The 23,788-nt window shown below is 33.6% G+C and carries 19 protein-coding genes and 3 tRNA genes; 5 read left to right on the top strand and 17 right to left on the bottom strand.

Annotated features, from left to right (window positions below; genetic code table 11):
* Positions 1–9: 9 nt before the first annotated feature.
* A complete protein-coding gene (locus tag SCB73_RS08620; RefSeq protein ID WP_320569640.1) occupies positions 10–231 on the top strand; it encodes a DUF6814 family protein in 222 nt (73 codons plus the stop codon).
* Positions 232–421: 190 nt separating this feature from the next.
* Here the strand turns inward: SCB73_RS08620 and SCB73_RS08615 are convergent, their stop codons facing one another.
* The 6 genes from SCB73_RS08615 to SCB73_RS08590 all read right to left on the bottom strand — a co-directional run bounded on the left by SCB73_RS08615 (position 422) and on the right by SCB73_RS08590 (position 6,209).
* Positions 422–2,098, bottom strand: a complete 1,677-nt coding sequence (locus SCB73_RS08615; RefSeq protein WP_320569639.1) for a M56 family metallopeptidase — start codon at positions 2,096–2,098, stop codon at positions 422–424.
* Positions 2,095–2,466, bottom strand: coding sequence for a BlaI/MecI/CopY family transcriptional regulator (locus SCB73_RS08610; RefSeq protein ID WP_026726910.1), 372 nt, complete (start codon positions 2,464–2,466; stop codon positions 2,095–2,097). Before SCB73_RS08610 ends, SCB73_RS08615 begins: the two co-directional genes overlap by 4 nt.
* Positions 2,467–2,528: 62 nt before the next feature.
* Entirely contained in the window at positions 2,529–3,506 is a 978-nt protein-coding gene (locus SCB73_RS08605) for a DUF6624 domain-containing protein (protein WP_320569638.1), read from the bottom strand.
* A 17-nt stretch (positions 3,507–3,523) separates the two neighbouring features.
* Positions 3,524–3,946: a toxin-antitoxin system YwqK family antitoxin gene (locus SCB73_RS08600; protein ID WP_320569637.1), complete on the bottom strand. Its 423-nt coding sequence runs from the start codon at positions 3,944–3,946 to the stop codon at positions 3,524–3,526.
* 99 nt (positions 3,947–4,045) lie between these two features.
* Positions 4,046–4,483 (bottom strand): energy transducer TonB, encoded by a 438-nt coding sequence (locus SCB73_RS08595; protein ID WP_320569636.1) that lies wholly within the window; start codon positions 4,481–4,483, stop codon positions 4,046–4,048.
* A 337-nt stretch (positions 4,484–4,820) separates the two neighbouring features.
* Positions 4,821–6,209, bottom strand: a complete 1,389-nt coding sequence (locus SCB73_RS08590) for a dipeptidase (protein WP_320569635.1) — start codon at positions 6,207–6,209, stop codon at positions 4,821–4,823.
* Positions 6,210–6,319: 110 nt separating this feature from the next.
* Between SCB73_RS08590 and SCB73_RS08585 the strand changes: the two genes are divergently transcribed.
* Positions 6,320–6,401 (top strand) — tRNA-Leu (locus SCB73_RS08585).
* 379 nt (positions 6,402–6,780) lie between these two features.
* Here the strand turns inward: SCB73_RS08585 and SCB73_RS08580 are convergent.
* Positions 6,781–8,037: a hypothetical protein gene (locus SCB73_RS08580; protein WP_320569634.1), complete on the bottom strand. Its 1,257-nt coding sequence runs from the start codon at positions 8,035–8,037 to the stop codon at positions 6,781–6,783.
* Positions 8,038–8,261: 224 nt separating this feature from the next.
* On the opposite strand from SCB73_RS08580, the gene SCB73_RS08575 reads away from it, so the two are divergent.
* Positions 8,262–8,915, top strand: coding sequence for a 3-keto-disaccharide hydrolase (locus SCB73_RS08575; RefSeq protein WP_320569633.1), 654 nt, complete (start codon positions 8,262–8,264; stop codon positions 8,913–8,915).
* A gap of 72 nt (positions 8,916–8,987) precedes the next feature.
* Positions 8,988–9,299: a hypothetical protein gene (locus SCB73_RS08570; protein WP_320569632.1), complete on the top strand. Its 312-nt coding sequence runs from the start codon at positions 8,988–8,990 to the stop codon at positions 9,297–9,299.
* Between the two features lie 107 nt (positions 9,300–9,406).
* Here SCB73_RS08570 and SCB73_RS08565 read toward each other — a convergent pair whose 3' ends face one another.
* The 10 genes from SCB73_RS08565 to trxA form a co-directional block, all read right to left on the bottom strand.
* A complete protein-coding gene (locus SCB73_RS08565; RefSeq protein ID WP_320569631.1) occupies positions 9,407–10,069 on the bottom strand; it encodes an HAD family hydrolase in 663 nt (220 codons plus the stop codon).
* 289 nt (positions 10,070–10,358) lie between these two features.
* Positions 10,359–11,942 (bottom strand): MFS transporter, encoded by a 1,584-nt coding sequence (locus SCB73_RS08560; RefSeq protein WP_320569630.1) that lies wholly within the window; start codon positions 11,940–11,942, stop codon positions 10,359–10,361.
* Between the two features lies 1 nt (position 11,943).
* Positions 11,944–12,996 carry an HlyD family secretion protein gene (locus SCB73_RS08555; protein WP_320569629.1) on the bottom strand — a complete coding sequence of 351 codons (1,053 nt, stop codon included), beginning with the start codon at positions 12,994–12,996 and terminating at the stop codon, positions 11,944–11,946.
* 118 nt (positions 12,997–13,114) lie between these two features.
* A complete protein-coding gene (locus SCB73_RS08550) occupies positions 13,115–14,407 on the bottom strand; it encodes a TolC family protein (protein ID WP_320569628.1) in 1,293 nt (430 codons plus the stop codon).
* Positions 14,408–14,834: 427 nt separating this feature from the next.
* Positions 14,835–15,659, bottom strand: coding sequence for an AraC family transcriptional regulator (locus SCB73_RS08545; protein WP_320569627.1), 825 nt, complete (start codon positions 15,657–15,659; stop codon positions 14,835–14,837).
* A gap of 282 nt (positions 15,660–15,941) precedes the next feature.
* A tRNA-Asp gene (locus tag SCB73_RS08540) sits at positions 15,942–16,015 on the bottom strand.
* Between the two features lie 429 nt (positions 16,016–16,444).
* Positions 16,445–16,518: transfer RNA gene (locus SCB73_RS08535), tRNA-Asp, on the bottom strand.
* A gap of 86 nt (positions 16,519–16,604) precedes the next feature.
* Complete coding sequence (locus SCB73_RS08530; RefSeq protein WP_320569626.1) at positions 16,605–17,531, bottom strand: DUF58 domain-containing protein; 927 nt, start codon at positions 17,529–17,531, stop codon at positions 16,605–16,607.
* Positions 17,528–20,101 (bottom strand): M1 family aminopeptidase, encoded by a 2,574-nt coding sequence (locus SCB73_RS08525; RefSeq protein ID WP_320569625.1) that lies wholly within the window; start codon positions 20,099–20,101, stop codon positions 17,528–17,530. Before SCB73_RS08525 ends, SCB73_RS08530 begins: the two co-directional genes overlap by 4 nt.
* A 467-nt stretch (positions 20,102–20,568) precedes the next feature.
* On the bottom strand, positions 20,569–20,886 hold the full coding sequence (gene trxA / locus SCB73_RS08520; protein ID WP_008466289.1) for a thioredoxin: 318 nt from the start codon (positions 20,884–20,886) through the stop codon (positions 20,569–20,571).
* Between the two features lie 264 nt (positions 20,887–21,150).
* On the opposite strand from trxA, the gene SCB73_RS08515 reads away from it, so the two are divergent.
* A complete protein-coding gene (locus tag SCB73_RS08515) occupies positions 21,151–23,616 on the top strand; it encodes an AsmA family protein (protein ID WP_320569624.1) in 2,466 nt (821 codons plus the stop codon).
* Positions 23,617–23,788 lie beyond the last annotated feature (172 nt).

The following is a 23,788-nucleotide window of genomic DNA, read 5'->3' as shown; positions in this document are numbered from 1 at the left end:
CACATCAATATGAATCAGATAAGAAGAGCCCTTGGATTAATTTGGATTGCTTTGGCGATTGCTTCTGCCTATTTTTGCATATTTATTTTTGGTTTACCGAAACTAGGATCGGGCAAACAAGAAGATTTAGTTTTTGGAATTATTATCCTTTTTATACTTACGCCTTTAATAAGTCTAGGATTAGGTATTTTTGGTTATTATGCCCTAATGGGTGATTATGATGACCAATAAAACCAATTGAATTACCAAAATTTTACCTTTTAAAGATTTTTAAAATCTAATAATATTAGACATTCTATTATCCAAAAAATCCGCTTCCTATTTTGTAAGCGGATCTTTTTTGTAGAGACGCACTGCAGTGCGTCTAGCGCAGAGGAAAGCCTTTGTTCCTCTGAACCTCTAAACCTTTGAACCTAAAAAATCACTTTTCCGATTGAATAGTTATTGGCAAAGTATAAAGCACACGAACTGGCTGTCCGTTCTGGATTCCTGGATTCCATTTTGGAGAAAGTTTTAAAACACGAATTGCCTCTTCGCCTACTCCAAAACCTAAATCTTTTACTACTTGAAATTCTGAAAGCGAACCGTCTGTTTCGATCATAAATTCTACTAAAAATTTTCCTTGAACTTTATTTGCGTCCGCTTCTATTGGCGATTTAAAATTTTTCCCAATAAATTTATAGAACTCCAATATTCCGCCGGGAAATTCAGGTTGTTTATCGATTTCCTCTACAGTTGCTGTAATTTCTTTTTCAGGCGTTTTTTGAGTTTTACTTTTGCGTGCGTCTTCACTAGCTATAATGGTTATGGTTCCAGCATCTAATACTTTATTTTGACCATACGCTTTATCATAACCTTCGGCAGTAAACAATGTCACTTGAAACCTTTGCGGAAACTTCTTACTTCTTGCATTTTTGTGCACAAAACTATTAAAGTACGAAACAAAATTACTTGCCTCATATTCATTTAAATCTGAATTAGGAACATGTTTTCCATCAATCCATACAGCATAATTTTCACTGTTTTTAAAACCTTCATATTCTTGTGAGTCAGGGGATTTTTTAGCCAAAGATGGCACAGGCGGGACAAGCTTTTTTTCCTGTTCTGTTAATTCGGAGTACTTCTTTTCAACAAGAATGGTATTGCCTTTGTTTTTGAAAACAAAGTTTGTATTTGCATAATATTTGTCTGAAGACAAAACATTCTGTGTCTTTTTGTTTCCTGCATCTGTTTTAATTTCTTGCGCAATAGTTTCGACACATAAAAGAAAGACTAAACCAATGGCAACGGGCAAGGCAGCAATTTTTTTTAGAAACGCTGTGTTTTTTGATGTTCTTTTTTTCATCATAATTAATCGTTTTTTTGTTACTAAATAATTCAAATTACTGGCCAAGTAAATCGTTTGACTTCCACTCGCTTTATTCAAAAGCAGATTTTGATAAAATGGAACATCGTTATAAGTTTTCACAATTTCCTGATCGGCAAGAAATTCGTGATTGAGTTGTATTGCTTTTTTATAGAACAAAAAGATTGGATTAAACCAAAAAATAGTCTTTAAAAACTCCACAAACAAAATGTCTAGTGTATGTTTTTGCGTTACATGAACCAATTCATGTGCATATAATTCGGGTTCAATATTTTGGGTTTTAAAATCACCCGCATTGATAAAAATATAATTCAAAAAAGTATGTGGCAGAATCTTTTCTTCTACCAAAATCAATTTCGAATTTTTAAAATCAACTGCTGGATTTCGACGTATTTTAGATGCAAAGTTTTTAATATTTCTTCCAAATCGCAGTGCCAATGTCAAAGTCACAATTGCATACAGACTCCATAAAAAAATCAATTTGTAATTGGTTTCCTCGACAACATTTTGCATCTGAATTACGGGCTGACTCACAACAATTTGATTGGTTGCATTTACCGGAATTTCTTTGACTATTTCATATGAAACAAACGGAACAATCAACGAAAACACAATCGCAAAAAGCAAAAAGAATCGATTAAACTGATGCATTTTTTCGCGCTCTAATACGAAATGGTAAAAGGCAAGAAAAGCGACTAAAGCAATAGCTGATTTTATAAGAAAGCCTATCATTTTTTCTTTTTTTGAATTTCCGAGTCGATTATTTTCTTAAGATCTTCCAATTCTGAAGCAGATAAATTTGTTTCAGTTGTAAAAAACGAAGCAAATTGTGAAGCCGAATTGTTAAAGAAATTGCTGATCAATCCTTTTACGTGTTTCGAAAAGTAATCTGTTTTCTTCACCAAAGGATAATATTCTCTCGAATTCCCGAATTCGTTGTAAGCAACAAATTTTTTGTCGATCATTCGCTTTAGCAATGTTGCAACAGTTGTTGTTGCCGGTTTTGGTTCTGGATATGCTTCAAGCAAATCTTTCATAAAAGCTTTTTCAAGCTTCCATAAATGCTCCATTAATTGTTCTTCTGCGTTTGATAATTGCATATTTTTTAAGGTTCTAAGGTTCTGAGCTTTTCTCTCCTTTTTATTTTTTCTGAAGAATAAAATCAATTCTTAATTCTTAATTCTTTAATATTTTCAAGTTTTTCCAGTTCAGGCAATTCTTTTTTATACGCTTCCAAATTCCATTCAATATTCATTTTTGCGGCATAATCTGCTATAGGTCCGAGTCCTACTTCTGCGCGCCTTTTATCGACATTATCTGGATCAATAAGCGGCGATATGTACCATTTATTCGTTTTTTTATTCTTGGCACTTTGGCTTCCATAAATTTGATGTCTTCCTTCTCTTAAAGCTACCCTATCTTCCAAATAGGCCAAATTTATTGGACTTGCATTACCGTTTTTAACCGCCTCTTTCAACATTGGCAAATACTTTTGCTGATATTTTAGAGGAGAATGCTGAATGACCAAAAACAAAGTCTTGTTTCCTTGAACACCTACAACATTTTTTCCTAACCATCCCCTTTCGTCCAATATTTTCATGACCTTGATAAGATTAATACTGTCCTTTCTAAGCATAATTTGACCAATACTGTCAATTTTCTTCTTGTCAGGTTTTGGGGATTTATAAACATTCATAAATTCTCCGCGAATTTCTTGATCTTCAATATAAATTTCAGAAAGTTCTTTTTCCAGCACCTTATCATAATTTACTCCGATAATCTCTAACTTCTTTTGTAGTTTCTCAACTGTTTTTTTCCATTCTTTTTCAGAATGCAACGCCATTAAATCCCTATCAACTTGAAGTTCATCCATGTTTTGATATCCATTGTCAATGGCTAGATTCAACCATTTAAATGCCTTTTTATTTTCTTTTGCCAAAGACGCAGAACAGCCTGCACTGTAAAAATTTCTTGCAGATTTTTGTTCCATTTTAAATGCTTTTTCATAATAAGCAACCGACATTTTATAGTTTTCCTTCCCATAGCAAGAATCTGCTTTGCGAATCCATTCTTTGTATGTTTGCGCTTGCGCGGAAAGACAAATCATGACAATACAACTAAAAGCAATTATTTTTTTCATGGTTGAATGTGAGCAGTTTATTTGATATTTTGTTCCGAGATTAATTCGCCTTTATTGTAATTTTTGATGCTTTTCAATTTTCCTTTATCCGAATAGAATTTCCATTCTCCAAAATAAAACCAATGTGTTTCAACCGAATTGGTTTCTAATTTTGTTTTTCCTTTTGATTCTAATTTTCCGTTTTCGTAATAACTTTTTACGATGCAAATTCCGTTTTTATACTTTTCGGTTTTATAAAGCTTTCCGTTTATGTACGATCTCCACTTTTTTACTGGAACATCATGTTTGTAATATTCATACGACTTGTAAACCGTGCTATCTTGTGTATAATTATCAATCCACACACCTTCTCTCTTATGATCAATTTTTTGATTGACTGGTTTGCTTTTGCAACTGAAAAGCATAAATCCGCAAAAAAATAACAAAAGAAGGTTTTTCATATTTTCAATTCTACATTTATAGATGTTGCTCTACAAATGTAGAAATAAAAATCAAACGTGCAACTTTTACAGTAAAATTTTTATTCAATTAAAATTTTACTATTGTTTATCAGGTTCTTGAATAGAAATTGGAAGATGGAATTCAGCCGGCACCACTTTCCCGTTTAATTTGCCAGGTATCCATTTTTGAGACAACCTTAATACTCTTAAAGCTTCTTCACCAGTGCCGTAGCCAAGATCTTTGACGACTTTCATATCGGTTAGTGAACCGTCTTTTTGTACTATAAACGTAACCTTTATGGTTCCTTTTAACACAATTCCGGTTGGCGTTGATGGTACTTTGTAAAAATGACCTGCAAATTTATAAAACTCCGGCATTCCACCAGGATAAGTTGGCTTTTCGGTCAAATCTGCTGTTTGATAATAACTTGCTTGGGGTTTTGCTTCTTGCGCAGTAGTTCTGAGATTATAAAACAAAATAAAAGCAAAACACAAAACTATTTTTATCTTGGAAACCGAATTTAATTTTGAGATCATAGCGGTATTTTTTTAGTTATTCTCTTATAAAAATACTAATTTAATTTAAATACGTTAATTACAATTTTAAAATATTAAGCATCAAAAAATCATAAAAACCTGAAATCCCGAATATTTCATCGTATTTCTGAGCGTTAGGGATAGAGGCGGTATCCTTTTATGTAGCGGAGCGGAATAAAAGATATAGCCGAAAGCCCGACCGAAGGGAACGCCAAAAAAAAAAATCCGCTCATTGCTGAACGGATTTATATTGAAGTCAACTTTGTCAAAGTTCAAAACTTTGACAAAGCATCTCAACCTTAAAACTTAGTGTCTTAGCGCCTTCGTGGCAAAAAACTTATTTACTTAATTCCACAAAATACTTGTAAAACAACGGAATAGTTTCAATTCCTTTCAAGTAATTAAAGATTCCGAAATGCTCGTTTGGCGAGTGAATAGCATCGCTATCCAAACCAAATCCCATAAGGATTGTTTTGCTTTTCAATTCTTTTTCGAACAAAGCCACAATTGGAATACTTCCTCCTGAACGAACCGGAATTGCAGGAACTCCAAACGTTTCTGTATACGCTTTATTTGCTGCCTGATATCCGATGCTGTCAATTGGCGTTACATAACCTTGTCCACCGTGATGAGGCGTCACTTTTACTGTAACTCCGGCCGGAGCGATACTTGTAAAATGTTTTGTAAATAATTCTGTAATCTCTTCCCAATCCTGATTCGGAACCAAACGCATTGAGATTTTAGCAAAAGCTTTACTCGCAATAACTGTTTTTGCTCCTTCGCCAGTATAACCGCCCCAAATTCCGTTTACGTCTAAAGTTGGACGGATAGAATTGCGTTCGTTTGTTACATATCCTTTTTCGCCGTAAACATCAGCAATGTCTAAAGCTTTTTTGTATTTTTCTAAGTTGAAAGGCGCTTTTGCCATTTCAGCTCTTTCTTCTGCAGATAATTCCTGAACTTTATCGTAGAATCCTGGAATCGTAATATGATTGTCTTCGTCGTGAAGCGAAGCGATCATTTTTGCCAAAATATTAATTGGATTCGCCACTGCTCCGCCGTATAAACCTGAATGCAAATCACGATTTGGACCTGTAACTTCGACCTCAACATAACTCAAACCTCTTAAACCTGTTGTGATTGACGGTTGCTGGTTTGAAATCATTCCGGTATCAGAAATCAAAATCACATCGTTTTTCAATTTTTCTTGATTGCGCTCTACGAACCAAGCCAAACTTGCTGAACCAACTTCTTCCTCGCCTTCGATCATGAATTTTACGTTACATGGCAATTCATTGTTTTGCACCATATATTCTAACGCTTTTACGTGCATGTACATCTGACCTTTGTCGTCACATGCTCCACGCGCGAAGATTGCGCCTTCTGGGTGAATTTCTGTCGTTTTGATAACGGGTTCAAAAGGTGGCGAAGTCCATAATTCTAATGGATCTGGCGGTTGAACATCGTAGTGTCCGTAAACTAAAACCGTTGGAAGATTTGGGTCGATTATTTTCTCTCCGTAGATAATTGGGTAACCTGGAGTGTCGCAAGTTTCGACATAATCGCACCCTGCTTTTGATAAACTTTCTTTTACAGCCTCTGCTGTGTCAATAACATCTTGTGAATATGCAGTGTCGGCACTTACCGACGGAATCTTTAATAATTCGATCAATTCATTGATAAACCGATCTTTATGTTGTTGAACGTAGGACTTAATATTTTCCATTTAAATAATTTTTATAGAAACCCAAAAGTACAAAAAAGAGAATTAATAATTTTTTTGAAATTTTTCTTTGAATATTCGAAAGTATGCTTATCTTTGCACCCACAATTACCGCGGATATGGCGAAATTGGTAGACGTGCCAGACTTAGGATCTGGTGCCGCAAGGCGTGTAGGTTCGAGTCCTATTATCCGCACTTAAACAAAGCTTCTGAAAAAAATTTTCAGAAGCTTTTTTGTTTTTGGGATATTCATGAATTTTATGGAATTGATCTAAAACCATATTGTATGTATCTTTTTTATAAAAACTGAAAAATCATGAATCTCTAGAAAATTAAGAAACTGATTTAAAATACGATATAACTCAAAAGCTAACCTAAGTATTTTTATTTTTTCTCTGTATTTATTCAAATACTTCTTTTTCTCATTGAACCGTTTTAGTCTCTTAATAATTTTATTTAAAGACTTTTTTTTCGAATAATTTACAAACTGTACTATTTTCATTTGTGACATATTTAAAATTGTTTCACAAATATTCCAACAGTTTGAATTCCGATTTATGGTAGTTTTTTCCGATTAATCGGAATCTGAAATTATTTCTTCCTCCAATTTTAAATATAAATTTAGCCTAGTACCAGATGCACATTTTTTTAATGACCTAAATGCATTCTTTTCTTTAAAATCTTCATAGTCTTTCGCAGTTATATAATTATTTTTACTTAACCAGTCCATAAATTTCAGATGTTTAACATCTAAAATATATCCTTTATACTTCATTTGCTGAAATATAAAGCTCAAATCAATATACTTATCGATTACATGACTCGTAACAAATTTTTCAAACAAGTCGTAATTTTTACTATCATCGCCTGCAAAAATTAATGGAAAAGGGTTTTTATTTTCTGATTTGATTACTTTATTCTTTTCTAACATTTCTGCATTTTCATCAAACAAAACGCCGCTCAACTTTATAAATTCCAATATTTGTACACAAAAATTAAGAAGCATTTCATTTTTATATCTGTAGCTAAAATTATTTTGTAAAAATGCTGAACCTATATCTTTTTTCTCAACTCCAAAAAAACAAAAACTTGCCCTAAAATTTATAAAATTGTAATATCCAGTACTATCTATAATTTGTCGTTCCGTATCTTTCCCTCTGAAAATTTCTGTTCTATTTGGATGATTAGATAAATTTTCAATATAGTAATTATAAAGTTCCACAGATATATTATAAATATTTGCCAGTTCATTACGTACCAACAATTTATTCTTTGAATTTTCTAATCTTGATGTATATTCAACTTTATAACTTCCAATGTTAAATAATTCAATATCTGAAAATATAAAAATCTCATTACAAAACCTAGCCAATCCTATTCCACTTCCTAAATGTATAGTAGGATCCATTTGAGATTTAAAAATGATTTCGATAACTTTTAATTCTTTTAAAATTTTATCATAATTAGTTATCATCTTTTCCTTTTTAATTTTAGACTCTTTTTTCAATCTATACTTTTCAAGTAGTTCTTTTACACATTTTTCCAAAAAAGGTTTGTAATAAAAAATATGCTCTTTTTGTATATCATCAAAATTTTTGTTTCGAGCATAATCATCAACTTCATTTTCTATTATAACTAAATTATCACTTAAAATATTGAGGAATTTCTCAAGAAAGAAATCTCCTAAACTTACTTTTGTCAAGTTTAAATCTTCATCTAAAATATCATACAAGTCTTTGTATATAGTCGTAGTCCATTTTATATTGGGATAAAAAAAACTGATATAATTAGAATAAGCTCTTCTTTGATTCTCAAATTCTGTATTTTCCATATCAAATGACATAAAATTTATTTGCTAGAATTATTTTGTTAAACTGCCATAATTTATGAATTTTTACAATGTGATTTCATTAATCAAAACTTTATTTATAAATAAAAATATTTCAACCTATTAAACAAAAAACCAAAATTGCCTGTTTTTTATATTAATCCGTATCGTTATTTTTACTTTTTAAAATCATCAAACGAATCAATGTCGTTTTCAAATTCATAATCATGTTCAAAAAAACAACTTTTGCTTTTGCTTTACTTTTTATTCTAAATTCATGTCTGGTTCAGCAAAAAAGTTTAGAAATAAACGATTGGTATGCTTTTACTAAATCCAATACCGCGCAACAGGAACCATCAAAAGTATATGAGTTCACAGATGGAATGATTCGCATGCATGGTGAAGATCCAAGTTGTTTGATGACGAAAAAAAGCTATAAAAACTTTGAGCTTGAGCTTGAGTACAGATGGAATCTTGACGAGAAATACAAAATGAAAGGCGTGAAAAACAGCGGCGTGATGTATAATATTCCGCTAGATGCTTCTGATAAAATCTGGCCAAAAGGAATTCAGTTTCAAATAAAAGAAAATACTACGGGCGATTTTATCTTTTTGGATCAAGTAACAGCAAAAGTAAACGGAAAATTAGTTGAAGCCGGCGCAAGTGTAGTTTCTCCTAAATTTTCAGAAAACGAGAAACCTTATGGCGAATGGAATGTAGTTGTTATTAAATCATTAAACGGAAAAATCAAGCAATATTTAAACGGAAAATTAGTAAACGAATGCACGGAAGCCTCTTCTACAGAAGGCAAAATTTCTTTGAATTATGAGCGTTCGCCAATTGATTTTAGAAATATCCAGATAAAAGACATTTCGAAATAATATTTTAAAAAAAATCTTCCGAATTCTACGCAACCATTTTGATATTCAAACATCTAATCAAAAAAGATTGTTATGAAAAAATTGATTTGTTTATTGATTCTAACTATGGGACTTCTGGCTTGTTCTTCTGAAGAAAATACGCAAGCTACAGCAGATTTTGAATTTATTACTCCATACACAACACACATAACTGTTGGCGGCGTTGTTGGCATAATAGATAGAACTTTTAAAGTTGGAGAAACTTTTAAGGGTGTTGACGAAGGCAAAGATGACATCACAATCAGAATTGCGGAACATTCTGTATTAAATGACAATTGCCCAAGCAATACTTGTTATCAGGAATTTTTAAACGTTCCAAGAAAATATTTAAAATTGAAGAAGTAGAACCTCATAAAAATTCTGCGTCTTTGCGAGATTAATTTTAAAGTATATATTTCAAACGCTTACGAATCTCTCGCAAAGGCGCAGAAGCGCAAAGTTTAAAATATTAATTACTTTTTACCCAAAAGCTCTAAAACCTTGTCGACATTAATCTCACTATAATCATTGATATAAAAATCACATACAGGAAGTTCTTCTTTTGTATGCGTGCTCAAAACACCAACAACTTTCATTCCGGCATTTAATCCTGCCGTAATTCCTGAAAAAGAATCTTCGAAAACCACACAATCCGACGGAGAAACGCCAACTCTTTCAGCTGATTTTAAATAGACTTCTGGATTTGGCTTATGAAATGTAACATCTTCGCTTGACATCATCGAATCCATTTTGGCTGCAATTTTTAAGGTATTTATAATTAAATCCAAATTGGCTCGCGGCGCCGATGTAGCCACTGCGGTTTTGAAACCATGAGATTTCAATTCGCTTAAAAAATCCAAATAAAACGGAATTGTATCGACTTTATGTTTATAAATTTCACGAAACATTCCTTCTTTTTCATCTTCGAGTTTTAAAAGCTCTTCTCCTGTAATTGGACGCTTGAAGAAATGCGACATGATATAACTGTTATGTTTTCCGTACATATGTTCTTCAAATTCTTCGTTGGTGTACGGAATATTATATTTATCGAAAAACTTTTCAAAAGCGATTACATGATGCGGATTGGTATGCGAAATCACTCCATCCATATCAAAAATTACACATTGCTGGCTCATATTTTTATTTGTTTTTAACAGCTGCAAGATAAGTTTTTCCGCAGAGTTGCACGGAGGTTTTTCGCAAAGATTCGCTAAGAGTTTTTTTTTGAATCTCGCAAAGTCGCAGAGGCGCAAAGATTTATTTTAAAGCCAGCGCTTAATAAGATTAAAAGGATTTGTCTCTCGCAGATTTGGCAGATTACGCGGATTGTTTATTTTCTCATTTTAAAAATCTAATCCGCTCAATCTGCCAAATCTGCGAGAGTAAAAAATCTTTGCGCCTCTGCGACTTTGCGAGATTAATTCTCTAGCCAATCCAAATTTTACTTTTAACCAAAGTCATAGTTTGTCTCAAATGCTGATTGCAAGCAATAAGAATTATCAAAACCACTAAACCGTACCCTACAATCGTATAAATTTCCATATCAGCCAATAAAGTTGATTGTTTAGCAACCGTTCCGAAAACTTTCTTTAAGGCTAAAGTACTCGCATTATCTGCAGAATACCCTTTGGCAATAAAACTCTGTGTTGTGCTTGCAATAGTTTGTTGCGCTTCGGGATTTTCTCCTGTTACAAATTGGCTTAATTTCAAGAAGTGCTTTTTATTTAAGAAAACAACGGCATTCTGCATGATGCAAAACCCAACTGTACTTCCCCAGAAACGGCCCGAAACTCCAACAATTCCTGAAGAAACCGCCATATTTGCCGGAACCGATGATGTGGTAAATAAGATGAGCGGAACAAATAAAAACCCTACACCGATTCCTTGCAAAATATATGGAATGATAATATCGCTCAGCGCAACATCTGGCACAAAAAGAAACGTAAACCAGAAGTGGAAAATAGCAATAAGCGTAAAACCAATCATGAAAATTATTTTAGTAGAAACAGATTTCATCAGAAAAAAAGCAGCCAAAACAAGTCCGATTGCATTTCCAAGTCCGTTGATGTATTGTACGCCCGCCACACGTGATGGATCCCAATTCCAGATGGAAAACATCGCCGAATGACAAAGACTCAACGTCGCTCTGCTGATATAGAAAAGGAAAAACAATAAAAATCCTATTCGCAGATTGGCGTATTTTATCACTTCAAAATCAAAACTTGGTCTTTTTACCAAACGTTCTTTAAAGATGAATAATCCTCCCGTAATAAGAGAAATCATCAGTATTAAAACCATTTCTGAAGACTGTAACCAATATTTTTTCTCCGCATAAACAAAAAAGTAGGCACCGCAAAGAATAGAAATTAAAACCAAAAAATAACTCATCCAGTCGATTTGATATAACGGGATTTTCTTTGTAATTCGGTGCCCTCTGAAAGTAACTAAGATTAAAAAGACGTTTAAAACCTGTAGTCCACCCGAAACATACAACATATATTTCCAGTCGTAATGATCGAGAAACCACACGGCGATATTCATAATAAACGGCGTTGATAATAAAAGAGCGCCGTAATAAAACGAAAACCCAATAATAATGGCATTTTTAGAATTAAACTGCTCTATAAGCAATTGCCTGATCGTAATAACAGGAAGTGCCATCAGGATTCCTTCGGCAACTCTCATCAATAAAAAAACCGGAAAATTGGTAATATAGGCCGATGAAATAATTGTAATTCCGATTAAGGAATAAACAGCCATCAGGTAATTTTTTGCAGGAAAAAAACTCGAGAATCGGCCTTCAATCAAAATGGTTGCTAGCAGTGTTCCATACGTAACACACATCGCGAACTGCAAATCTTCGGGCTCAATATCCAGAAAACTTGCTGCATAGGTGACGTTTGAGGAATAAACTCCCAATAAAATCATGGAATGCAGCAAACAAACGAACAAAATAATAATGATCGCCCATTTTGGAACCCATGATTTAAATATACTTTTATCTTCCATTTTATTTGTGTGCAGCAACAACTGTAATATTCATTCCTGCTCTTAAAAAATCGGTTTGTTTGTCTTGTTCTTTTAACTGAATTCTAACCGGAATTCTCTGTTCGATTTTTACGAAGTTTCCAGTCGCATTATCTGGAGGTAGCAACGAGAATCTCGCACCACTCGCAGGCGATAACGAAGCAATTGTTCCCACAAAAACTTTGTCGTTTATAGCATCAGCTTTGATTTCTACTTCTTGTCCGACAGTTAAATATTGCAATTGCGTTTCTTTAAAATTGGCCGTAATCCATTTTTCTTTACTTACAATAGAAAGTAAAGACTGCCCTTCTTTTACCATTTGTCCTGGCTGTAAAGTTCTTTTTCCAACCCATCCGTCATAAGGCGCTGTGATTACTGTGTACGAAAGAAACAATGCCGCATTGTCTGCAACAGCTTGTTTTGAAGCAATACTTGTTTGTGTTGTTGGAACATTCGCTTCAGCAACAGAAGTACTTAAAGTAGCCGAATGAATTCTGTTTCTCATTTCCGAAAAATGCGCCTGCGCCGACTCGTAATCTGCTTTAACTTTTTCTAGTTGTTGAGAAGTTGCAGCTTCTTCACTCACCAAAGCTTTATATCTTTCGTATTCCAGTTTGGTTTTCCAAAGGTTCGCTTTAGCAGCTTCTAATTGTGCTTCGTTAATTGCCGTTGCACTTGCTGTATTAATGGCATTTTTTTGAGCCACAACACTATTTTGCTGCGCATTTTGAACATCGGCAAGAGCCACATTCAATTTCGATTTATATTCTCTGTTATCGATCACCACCAAAGTATCACCTTTGTAAACAAACTGGTTTTCGTCAAAACGAACTTCCTGCACATAACCTGTAATTCTCGACATAATTGGCGTAACATACTGCTCCACCTGCGCATCATTGGTTTCCTCGTGATTTCTGTTAAACACATAAAACCAAATTCCCAAAATAACCCCGCTTATAACCAGCGTACACGCAATAATTGTTATTAGTATATGAAACGTTTTATTTCTTTTAGTTTCATTTTTTATCTTAACCATCTTTTTTATCTCTTTATCTTAGTTCTTTCTTTAAGTCTTTTCTCTTGCTTCTTGCCTCTTCCAAGTCTTTCCTCTAGCTTCTTTCCTCTAAGGCTTTAGCCTAATCTTTCACCAGCATCTAACTCTGAGGCATAATCCCAGCCGTGTGCATCATTTCATAATGTTTCAAAACAGCATCCAATCGCGTAGAAATTTTGTTGTATTTTGCCTGAAGCAACGCATTATCTGCATCGACCATTTCGGTAATTAAAACCAATTGGTTTAAATATTTCAGTTTTACGATTCGGTAGTTTTCTTCGGCTAAATCCAAAGCTTTATCAACTACGACAAATTTTTCAAGGATTTCCTCATACTGCGTATGCTCTTTGTACAATTGATCTTGAATTTCTTCTTTTATAATTTCAGTTTGCATTTTCTGCATATCGATTTTAGTGCTCGCTTTTGCCACTTTCGTTTTGTTTTTGTACAAAGACGAAAGATCAAAACGTGCCTCGATTCCCACTTGTCCTAAAGTGTATAAGTACGGATTTGGCGGAAAAAATTTGTAGTTTGGATAATAAAAACCATAATTCCCGAAGAAATCTACAGTTGGCAAATAATTACCTTTTACCAATTGCAATTCTGTTTTACTAATGTTTAATTCTTGGCTTGCAATTCGCATTTCTTCATTCTGCATTGCCTTACTTAGATAAAAATCATAAGGATCTACACCGTTCATTTCGTCTAAACTTGACGTTGTATCAATAGCAATTTCTTCATTTTCCGGAATCTGAATCAAAGTCTTCAAATCGTGAAGTGCGATTTTAATGTTTTTGGAGTTAGTTAACGCATTCAATTCGCGATCTGAAAGCTGTAATTCGGCACGAATAACTTCGTTTTTCGTAACCGTTCCGTGTTTTTGAAGCGATTGCACTTCTTTTAATCGGCTTTTTTCTTCTTTGATGTTTTCCTCAAATATTTTTTGAAGCTCCATCATTTTATAAATCGCCAGATAGTTTGCAACAACTTCCAGTTCAATATCATTTTCTGTTTTTTCCGATTTTATTTTTGCAATTTCGTTTTCCTGATTCGCAATTTTAATCGCGTTATTAATCTTATTTCCAACGTAAATTGGCATTTTAAAAGTTGAATTTACCTCGTAGATTTCAGGAATTGCAGGCGTAACTTCTTTATCTTTTAAGAAACCACTTCCTTTAAATTCTGTAATGTTGGTAATTCTAGAGTACATCCCGTTTAGTTGTACATCTGGTAATCTAAGTTCTTTTCTTTCTTTGATGTTTTGCTCGGCGAGCGTAATCTCCAGTTGAGACTTAAGGACTTTTTTGTTGTTTTCCTTCGCCAGTTTCATCGCTTCTTGTAAAGAAACCGTATGAACTTCCTGAGCATGTAAACTATTGAATACTAAAACCATTAGTAAAATCAATAGGCTTCTGGGAAAACAATCTTCTTTAGAGTTTGTTTTTGTAAGGAACATGAATATTTGAATAATTTATGCTGCAAAGTTCCTTCATTTTTTGATTGGCTGATGATTCTAAAAAGTCAATAACATATTCATTTCGGACAAAAGTTAAAATTCTATTTTCCGAAAACGTTATATTAAAACACTGAAAAACAAATAATTAAAAATTAAAATTATTTCATGCAGATTTTATTCTTTTACTCTCGCAGATTTGGCAGATTAAGTAGATAAACTTTAAAAAATCTACACAATCAGCTTAAATTCTTTTAAATCTGCGTGAAAAAATCATTCAGCACATTTAAAAAATCCCCTAAATCTGCGGAATCTGCGAGAGAAATTATTTTAGGATTTGATGAAAGAAATCTGCGTAAAACAAAAACTATTTACCACGTTCCAAAATCTCTTCTCCATTTAAGTAATCGGAAGGTCTTTGTCCTAAAATCTTGAAAAAAGTGTTACTAAAGGTCGGAACACTATTATACCCAACTTCTAGAGCTACCTCTTTTACTGAAAGTTTTCTTTCTAATAAAAGTTCAATCGCTTTAAGAATTCTTCGAATGGTGTAATATTGAATAAAAGACATCTTGAGATCTTTTTGAAATAAGCGATACAAAGAGCGTTCGCTAAAGCCAAATTCATGAGCCACATCAGCAAAAAGAATAGCTTCTCCAAGATTATTTTCTATATGTCGAAGAATTTTGCCTAATCGTTTATCTTTGGGCTGAGGGAGTTCTAAAGGTAAATTCGTATGACATATTTGAGGAAGAATCGCCTTTATGGCTTTCGCAATGACAAAACTAGGACTTCCCTTTTTCAAATCTCCGTTCCATTGATTAGTAAACATCATCATTTGAAGCAATAAATTGTTTACCGGATAAATGCCTTCACTTTTGTAAAAATCATCTTCATTTTTTTCAACTGGAAAATATAAATTTCGCATCATCACGTGTTCCGACTTCGGCTCAATACTATGCTCTAATCCAGCAGGAATCCAAATAAAATGTCTTGCAGGCAAAAAATACGATTTCGTTTCAGTTGTCACAAAAACTACATCACCCTCCGCATATAACATTTGCGCCTTGTTGTGTTTATGTGTTGGAACCAGCAATTCTCCCATTATATCATGATGGCAGTAAATGCTTTTTTTATCAGCATCTACTTTCTTGATGTAATATTTATCTATTTTGAATGTTGATTGTTCCATTTAAATGATACGATGATTTCGTATTATAAAGATACTGAAGAAATAGAAATTAAAATTCCAATCGCCACAAAGTTTGTCATTTCGACGAAGGAGAAATCTCCGCGAGTAGCTCCGCACAGAATATCGCCAATCTTTGTAGAGTTTCTTGTGGAGATTTCTCCTTCGTCGAAATGACAAAACAGACTGAGTAAAAATCTTAGCTCCCGATAGCTATCGGGATTGCGGTTAAATACCAAAAACAAAAAAAGCCTTTCCGTTAAGAAAGGCTTTTAACAACTTAGGCGGTCTGGACGGGACTCGAACCCGCGACCCCATGCGTGACAGGCATGTATTCTAACCAACTGAACTACCAAACCCTGCGTTATTGCGAGTGCAAAAATACAATAGAATTTCGTTTCTGCAAGCGTTTTTGCGAATAAAATTTGAGAAATTTTTAATTGGTTAAATTCCAATATTTTAAAAATTGATACTAAATTTAAAAAAGAAGTATTTTCTTTCTTTTTAACCGCAATCCCTATAGCTATCGGGAGCAAAGTTAAAAGCGCAAAGGGCGCAAAGCTTAAAAAAAACTTTGCGCCCTTTGTGTAAATCTTAGCGTTCTTTGCAGTTAAATACAAAAGTGTCTTAAATCAAAAAAGCCATCCACAAAAGTGGAAAGCTTTTCATTGGTCTAACTACTAAACCAGCTACGAGTTACAAAGTCGTAGCAAAACAACACAACTAATCTTAGATACCGTTTTTGGGCAAAAAAGCCTTTCTTAATAGAAAGGCTTTTCCCAATATTGCGGTCTGGACGGGACTCGAACCCGCGACCCCATGCGTGACAGGCATGTATTCTAACCAACTGAACTACCAAACCTCTGCGTTATTGCGGTTGCAAAGATATAACAGAATTTCGTTTCTGCAAGTGTTTTTATAAAAAAAATGAAATTATTTTTTAAAATATCACCCAAAGTTTTGTTTTTCAACTAAATATGTAGTCAATATTTTTTCAAAATTATCGCCTACATTTACCGGAACGTACTTAATTTGGTTCTTTGCACAGGTTAAAGCCAGGTTTTTAAAATAAGATTCTACCCTTTTTTCATATTCTTCTTTTACATTATCGGCAAAAATTGAAACCTCTTCTCCCGATTCTAAATCAATGAATTTTCTTGGTGCATTATCAAAATCAAACTTCATTTCAGTTTGACTATCAACCACATGAAACAAAACTACTTTATGTTTGTTGTGTTTTAAATGCTGTAAAGCGTTGAATAATTTCTCTTCATCTTCCGTTTGAAACATATCGGTAAACAAAATAATCATAGAACGGCGATGCATTTTCTCTGCTATTTGGTGCAGATAGGTAATCGTGTCGGTCGTTTTTTTGACTTTTGGCTGAACTAATAATTCTTCCAATTTATTCAAAAGCATTCGGTGGTGACGGTCACTTCCTTTTTCCGGAGCATAATATTCGTATTTATCTGAGAAAACGCTCAAACCAACAGCATCGCGCTGTTTCTTTAAAATATTCATTAAAACTGCCGAAGCCAAAACCGCAAAACCAATCTTCTTTTCATAAAAAGGCTGATTTGATTTGAGTTCAGGATAATGCATCGATGACGAATTATCGACAATCAAATGACAACGTAAATTGGTTTCTTCCTCAAAACGTTTTGTGTACAAACGATCCGTTTTGGCAAATAATTTCCAATCGATATGTTTGGTGCTTTCGCCTGCGTTATAGACTTTATGCTCGGCAAATTCGGCTGAAAATCCATGAAACGGACTCTTGTGCATTCCGGATATAAAACCTTCCACAACCTGATTTGCCAGCATTTCAAGATGCTGAAAACTCGAGACTTTCTCTATTTCCGATTCAATTTTCATTCGGTTTCTTTTTTAATGTTTTGTGCTTTATAAAGCAAATCCGTCGCCATGAACAATTTACGTTTCAAGATCGGACTAAAATTAGGGTTTTCTTTCAAGAATCGCTGTACTTCATCAAAAGCATATTTCGACGAATATCTTCCAACTGTATTATCGATCCAGTCTTTCGGAAAGAAAATATCTCCCGTACGCTGAATTTCTTCTACCAAATCTAGTGAAAATCTGATATATTTTTGCGCACTTTCCTGACGAAGCGGATGATTTACATTTGCCAATCCCACAGAAACCCACGCCTCTTTTTCACGATTGGCATCGTCTTTTAACGATTCTATAAAGGCAGATCGAACAGATTCGTCTTTTGATAAGGATGGAAGCAAAAATTCAAATCGCTTCTTTTTATCCGGATTTGTGATTGTCGTTCTTGTTTTCTCTAAAATTTCATCGGCTTTTTCATGTTTGAAAATGGCCAGATTCATTGCCATATTGGTAAAATCGTCTTCGTTCAATTTCAAATTCTGAATCACAATTTCTTTATTCCAAATCTGATATAATTTGGCTTTCGCCGAATCTGAATACGCAATCGAACTAAACAATCCGAATAATGTCTTTTTGATATTGGCTGATAAATTGGTTTGCAAACGTTCATTCAAAATATCTTCAAGCTGTTTCTGAACTTTATTTTGTTGTTTTTCTGTGAAGAATCTCCAATAAATAGTATTCAGATTATTAGAAACAATTCGTAAAACCAATTCATTTTCTTCCGTTTGGATTCCTTTAAAAAAACAATCAAATGCCTTCTCTGGCGAAATATTTCCAATCAGCGTATTTTCATAAAGATTACTATATGCCGAAGCTCTTGCAACCTCATCTTTTAAAGTAGAAATAACATTTAAATTATTGCCGTCAAGCGGAAAAACACCGTATCCAAAACCATTATAATTGTAAATAATAGTAAGCGGTTTTTCGAGTCCGATAGCTTCTTTTACCATCAGGTTTTTATCTTTAATATTGACCAATAAAACTTTTACTTCTTTGGAATAAACTAAACCAATCTGAAAAATCTGAGGCCAAATATTATTAGATTTATCTTCAGCCTTTTGAAAAATTTCAAACTTCTTGATTCTGTTTTTAGCATCATATTCAATTTTATCTGAGAAAATAGCTCTTCCCGATTTGTTTACCCAAACTTCGCTCCATTTCTTCATATCCAAAGGCGTTTCAGCATCCAGAATTTCCACCAAATTGTTCCAATCGGCATTGTCGTTGGCGTATTTCTGAATGTATTTTTGAATTCCTTTTTGAAAAGCTGCTGCCCCCATCGAAGCTTCTAACTGACGCATCATAATTGGCGCTTTGTTGTAAATCATCGCGCCATAAAGCGAACCGGCATCTTTCAAATTCGCCAAATGCTGTCGAATTGGATGTGTTCCCAACGATCGATCTTCCGCGTAAGCGCTGGCATAATGCGTACTAAAAAACTGTAGATTATGATTGATTTTCGGAAAAATCGGGTTCATGATTTTATCGGCCATGAAGTTGGCAAAAACCTCTTTCATCCAAACATCATCAAACCATTTCATCGTAACCAAGTCACCAAACCACATATGCGAAGTTTCGTGTGCGATTAATTTTGCTCGGTTTAATTTTTCGCTGTCGGTTGCGCTGTTATCTAAAAACAAAGTCGATTCTCGGTACTGAATTGCGCCAACATGCTCCATTCCACCATATTGAAAAACCGGAATTGAAGCAAAATCCAACTTCTGAAAAGGAAATTTATAATTGGTATATTTTTCTAAAAAATCTAATGATTGCTGATGCAGATTAAAAATTGTATCAGTGCTCATTTTTATCTTTTCAGGATTATTTTCGCGGTATAAAAACGTCATTTCCATACCTGGTTTCTGTATAACACTTTTAAATTTTCCTGCCACAAATGAAAATAAATACGTACTCATTTTATCTGATTCTCCGAAAGTATATGTTGTAAAATCTCCTTTCTCAAGTTTCTCTACAACATCGGCTCCAGCCAAAACCGACCAATCTTTTGGCACAGAAAGACTCAATTTATAAGTCGCTTTGATATCAGGCTGATCAAAACACGGAAATAAAGTACTCGCACGATCCGGAACTAATAAAGTGTATAGAAAATCATCATTTCGATTTAAAGATAAATTTCCAGCTATAAATGAAATTGAAATTGTGTTTTTTCCTGAAACCAAAGCTGAAACCGGAATTACAACATGTCCGTTTTCATGAACAATTTCGAGTTTTTTTCCGTTTGCTTCAACCGTTTTTAGATTAGAAGTTTTCTCTTTAAAATCTAAAATCAAAGGTTGACTTAAATCAGATAAATTCAGATTTACGAATAACTGAGAATTTATATTTTCTGTTTTTTGATTCGGAATTTCGAAGAATAAAGTATAGTGAAGATCTGAAATCTGTTTTTTACGAAATTGAGCCAATTGCTCTGAAACGCCATTTTCTACAATAAAATTTTCTTTTGGTTTCGATTGAGAAAAACCAATCGTGGTGATTATAAAAAAGACAAAAAAGCTACGAAGAATTTTCATTTTTAAAGGAATATAAGATTCGTTAAAAATAAAAAATAGTTTGCCACGAATTTCACGAATTTTCACGAATTAAAATTTAAGTCTGAGTTTTTGCCACAGATTTAAAGAAAGTACGCTTGTGGCTTTGACAAAGAGATTGCTAACTTGAAAAAAGTCTAATTAAGAAACTGCATGAAAAACATAGCCTGCGGTTTCAACCGCAGGGACATGTTATATTAACACAATTTGTCCCCGTGTTTGAAACCACAGGCTATATGGAATATATTTCAGAAAATTTTGCAGTAATTATTTAAAGTTTGCCACAGATTAAAGGATTTTCACAGATTAAAAAATCCTTTTAATCTGTGAAATCTGTGGCAAACTTTTTAAATTAATTCGTGAAAATTAGTGCAATTAGTGGCGAAAAAACCAAATAAAAAAGGCTTGACTTTCGCCAAACCTCTTTTATATAAATCATAATCTTACGATTACAACAAAGCGTCTAAGCTATCTGCGTAGGCTTGTTTCGGAGCTACTCCTACTTGTTTTCCTACTACTTCACCATTTTGAAACACCAAAACGGTTGGTATGTTACGCACACCATATTTTGCAGCGAATTCTTGGTTAGCATCTACATCTACTTTACCAACAACTACTTTACCAGCATATTCTTCGCTTAATTGGTCAATGATTGGACCAACCATTCTACAAGGACCACACCATGCTGCCCAAAAATCTACCATTACTGGTTTATCTGACTTTAAAACTACTTCATCAAAAGTAGCATCTGTTATTGCTAATGCCATAATAATTTGTCTTTAAATGTTATTTCAGCTTTTGTCTTTAGAGACTCGTTTTTTGTTATTTCCTAAACTGAGGTACAAAGTTAAAAATTAAAAACTAATCAAACACCATTCACAAATTAGTTTTGATTATAAAAGTATTGTAAATAATTATATCATAAATTTAAGTTCGATATCGCAAATTTAACATTACAGTAATTTGAAAATCAAATTCTTAATTATGAATCATTTTTATGTTATCTTTAATCAACCATTAAAATTTTCCAAATGAAAGAAACTTTACATCGCATAAAAGTCTTTTTCCAATCGGTTGGTTTTAAAAAATATGCCAAACGTTTTGGATTTTTTATTTTAGGATTAATAGCGCTCTTGTTGCTTGCCTGTGGCGGTTTATCGATTTATTTCAACCGAAACAAAACCGAAATCATTGCTAAAGTAAATACCAAAATCAACGAAAACATCAATGGAAAGTTTCATATTGGCGATTTTCAGTACAAATTCTTAGCTGGTTTTCCCAATTTTACTCTGGCTTTAAAAGATGTTGAACTAAAAGACAACAAATGGAATACACACAAACATACTTTACTCAAAGCCAAAGAGATAGAAGTACGTTTGAATGTCGTGAGTTTGCTTCAAAAGGAAATCAATATTCATAAAATCCTCATTAACAACGCTCAGATCTATATTTATAAAGCGCCTGACGGATATTCGAACTCTAATATTTTTAAACCAAAGAAGAAAAAAACTCCCGAGAATAAGGAAAAACCCGAAACCACAATCGATCAAATAGACCTCAACAATGTCCGCTTTACGATTGACAATCACGTTGGCCATAAATTATTTGATTTTGAAGTGGCCAGCTTAAAATCAAAAGTAAATTATGACAAAGACAATTGGCAGACCGATCTTTTTCTGGATACCCAAATCAATAGTCTGGCTTTTAATACTGTTCACGGAAGTTTTGCCAAACAAAAAAGGCTCAAAGGAACTTTGCATGTCACTTATGCTTCGGACAAACAAAAAATCGACGTTAAAACTGACGGCTTAAAAATTGGAACCGATTCTTTTGATATCGTAGCTTTCTTCAATTTGGGAAAAAACAATTCTTTGTTTGGAATCAATATTGGAACAACTATTTTATGGCAAAATGCTTCTAATTTATTGTCTGGAAACATCAGTTCAAAATTGAATCGCTTCAATATAAAAAAGCCAATCGATGTAAATTGCGACATAAAAGGCGACTTGAATGCCGAAGGTGATCCAAAAATTGTCGTTCAGGCGATTATTAAAGACAACGAACTCAGCATTCCGGACGGACAACTTAATGATTGTAACTTCAAAGGAATTTTTACCAATAATTTCAAACCGAAAGAAGGTTTCACCGATGCCAATTCGGCTGTAATTCTAAGCCGATTTTCAGCAACTTATGAAAATATTCCTTTGAAAATTCCGCAATTGTCTATCAATAATCTCGAAAAACCAATTGCCACAGGAACTGTAAGTTCTGATTTTGATGTCAATAAACTCAACGAAATCAGCAACGATAAATGGATTCAGTTTACAGAAGGACACGCAACGGCCAACTTGAATTTCCAGTTTGATATTGTTGATTTGTACATTAATAAACCTAAATTTTTAGGGAATGTAAACATCACCAATACATCATTCCATTTTATTCCGAAAAATGTTCATGCCGAAAAAGTAAGCGTACAGCTTGAATTTACGCAACAAGCCCTGCTGATCAAAAAAATCGCCTACAAGCATAAAAAAAATACCATTTTCATGGAAGGAAAAATTGACAATTTCCTGAACTTATATTACGATGCACCCGAGAGTATGATTGTAAACTGGAAAATTTATTGCCCTAATTTAGACATCAAACAATTTTTGGGCGTTTTGGCATCTTCTCAAAAAAGGAAATCGGATATGAAAAACCGAAAACCGACCATTTCTAGTCATTTACGAGATGTAATCGAGAAATGTTCGGTCGTAATTGACATCAAAGCAGACCACATGAATTACAACAAACTGACTGCAACCAATACAACGGCGACAGTTCAGATGCTTAATTCGAAACTTGTCATTAAAAATGGTTTTCTACAGACTTCTGGTGGCAGTATTGGTTTTAATGCTGAGATTTCGCCAAGCGGAAAAAATTTCGCTTTTGGCTCAAATGCCCAAGTAAAAAGCGTTGATATTGCAAGTTTTTTAAGATCGTTCAACAACTTCGGAATCAAATCTTTTACTCCAAACAACATTCGCGGAAGACTCTCCAGTTCAGCCAATGTTACCGGCTTAATGAACAGCAATGGTGAATTAGTTACGAATTCGACGCACGGAAGCTTGAATTTCACTGTTACGCAAGGCGCTCTGATAAAATTTGAGCCTATTATGAAAGTGGGTAAATATGCTTTTCCGTTTCGCGATGTTGAGAATATAACTTTTAGCGATTTGTCTGGTGATTTTAAACTTCGTGGCGAAATGGTCGATGTCAATAAATTAACCATCAGTTCGAGTGTCTTAAATCTTGATGCAAAAGGCGTTTATTCTTTTGGAAGAGGCACAAATCTAGCGCTCACAATTCCGCTTCGAAATTCTAAAAACGATGCCAAACTCGCCACAAAAGCCGAACGCGATGCAGTACGCGAAAAAGGGATTATTCTTCGTTTGGTTGCTTATGATGATAATGGGAAGATGAAGATTAAGAAGGGGAAAAAGGAGAAAGAGAAGTAATACCTTTTACATATAATTTTTTATTCCAAAGAAATGGCAAATGAACTTATATATTTATTATTTACATTTACCAAAAAACAATCGATATTGTAATCATACAATTTCAAGCCAATAAACCTATAATAAATTAAATACCACTAATTATTAAATTTCAAACCTTTAATAATTAAAT

It is taken from the genome of Flavobacterium sp. KACC 22761, from assembly GCF_034058155.1.
Classification (GTDB): Bacteria; Bacteroidota; Bacteroidia; order Flavobacteriales; family Flavobacteriaceae; genus Flavobacterium.
This window is presented reverse-complemented; position numbering and strand designations above follow the sequence as displayed.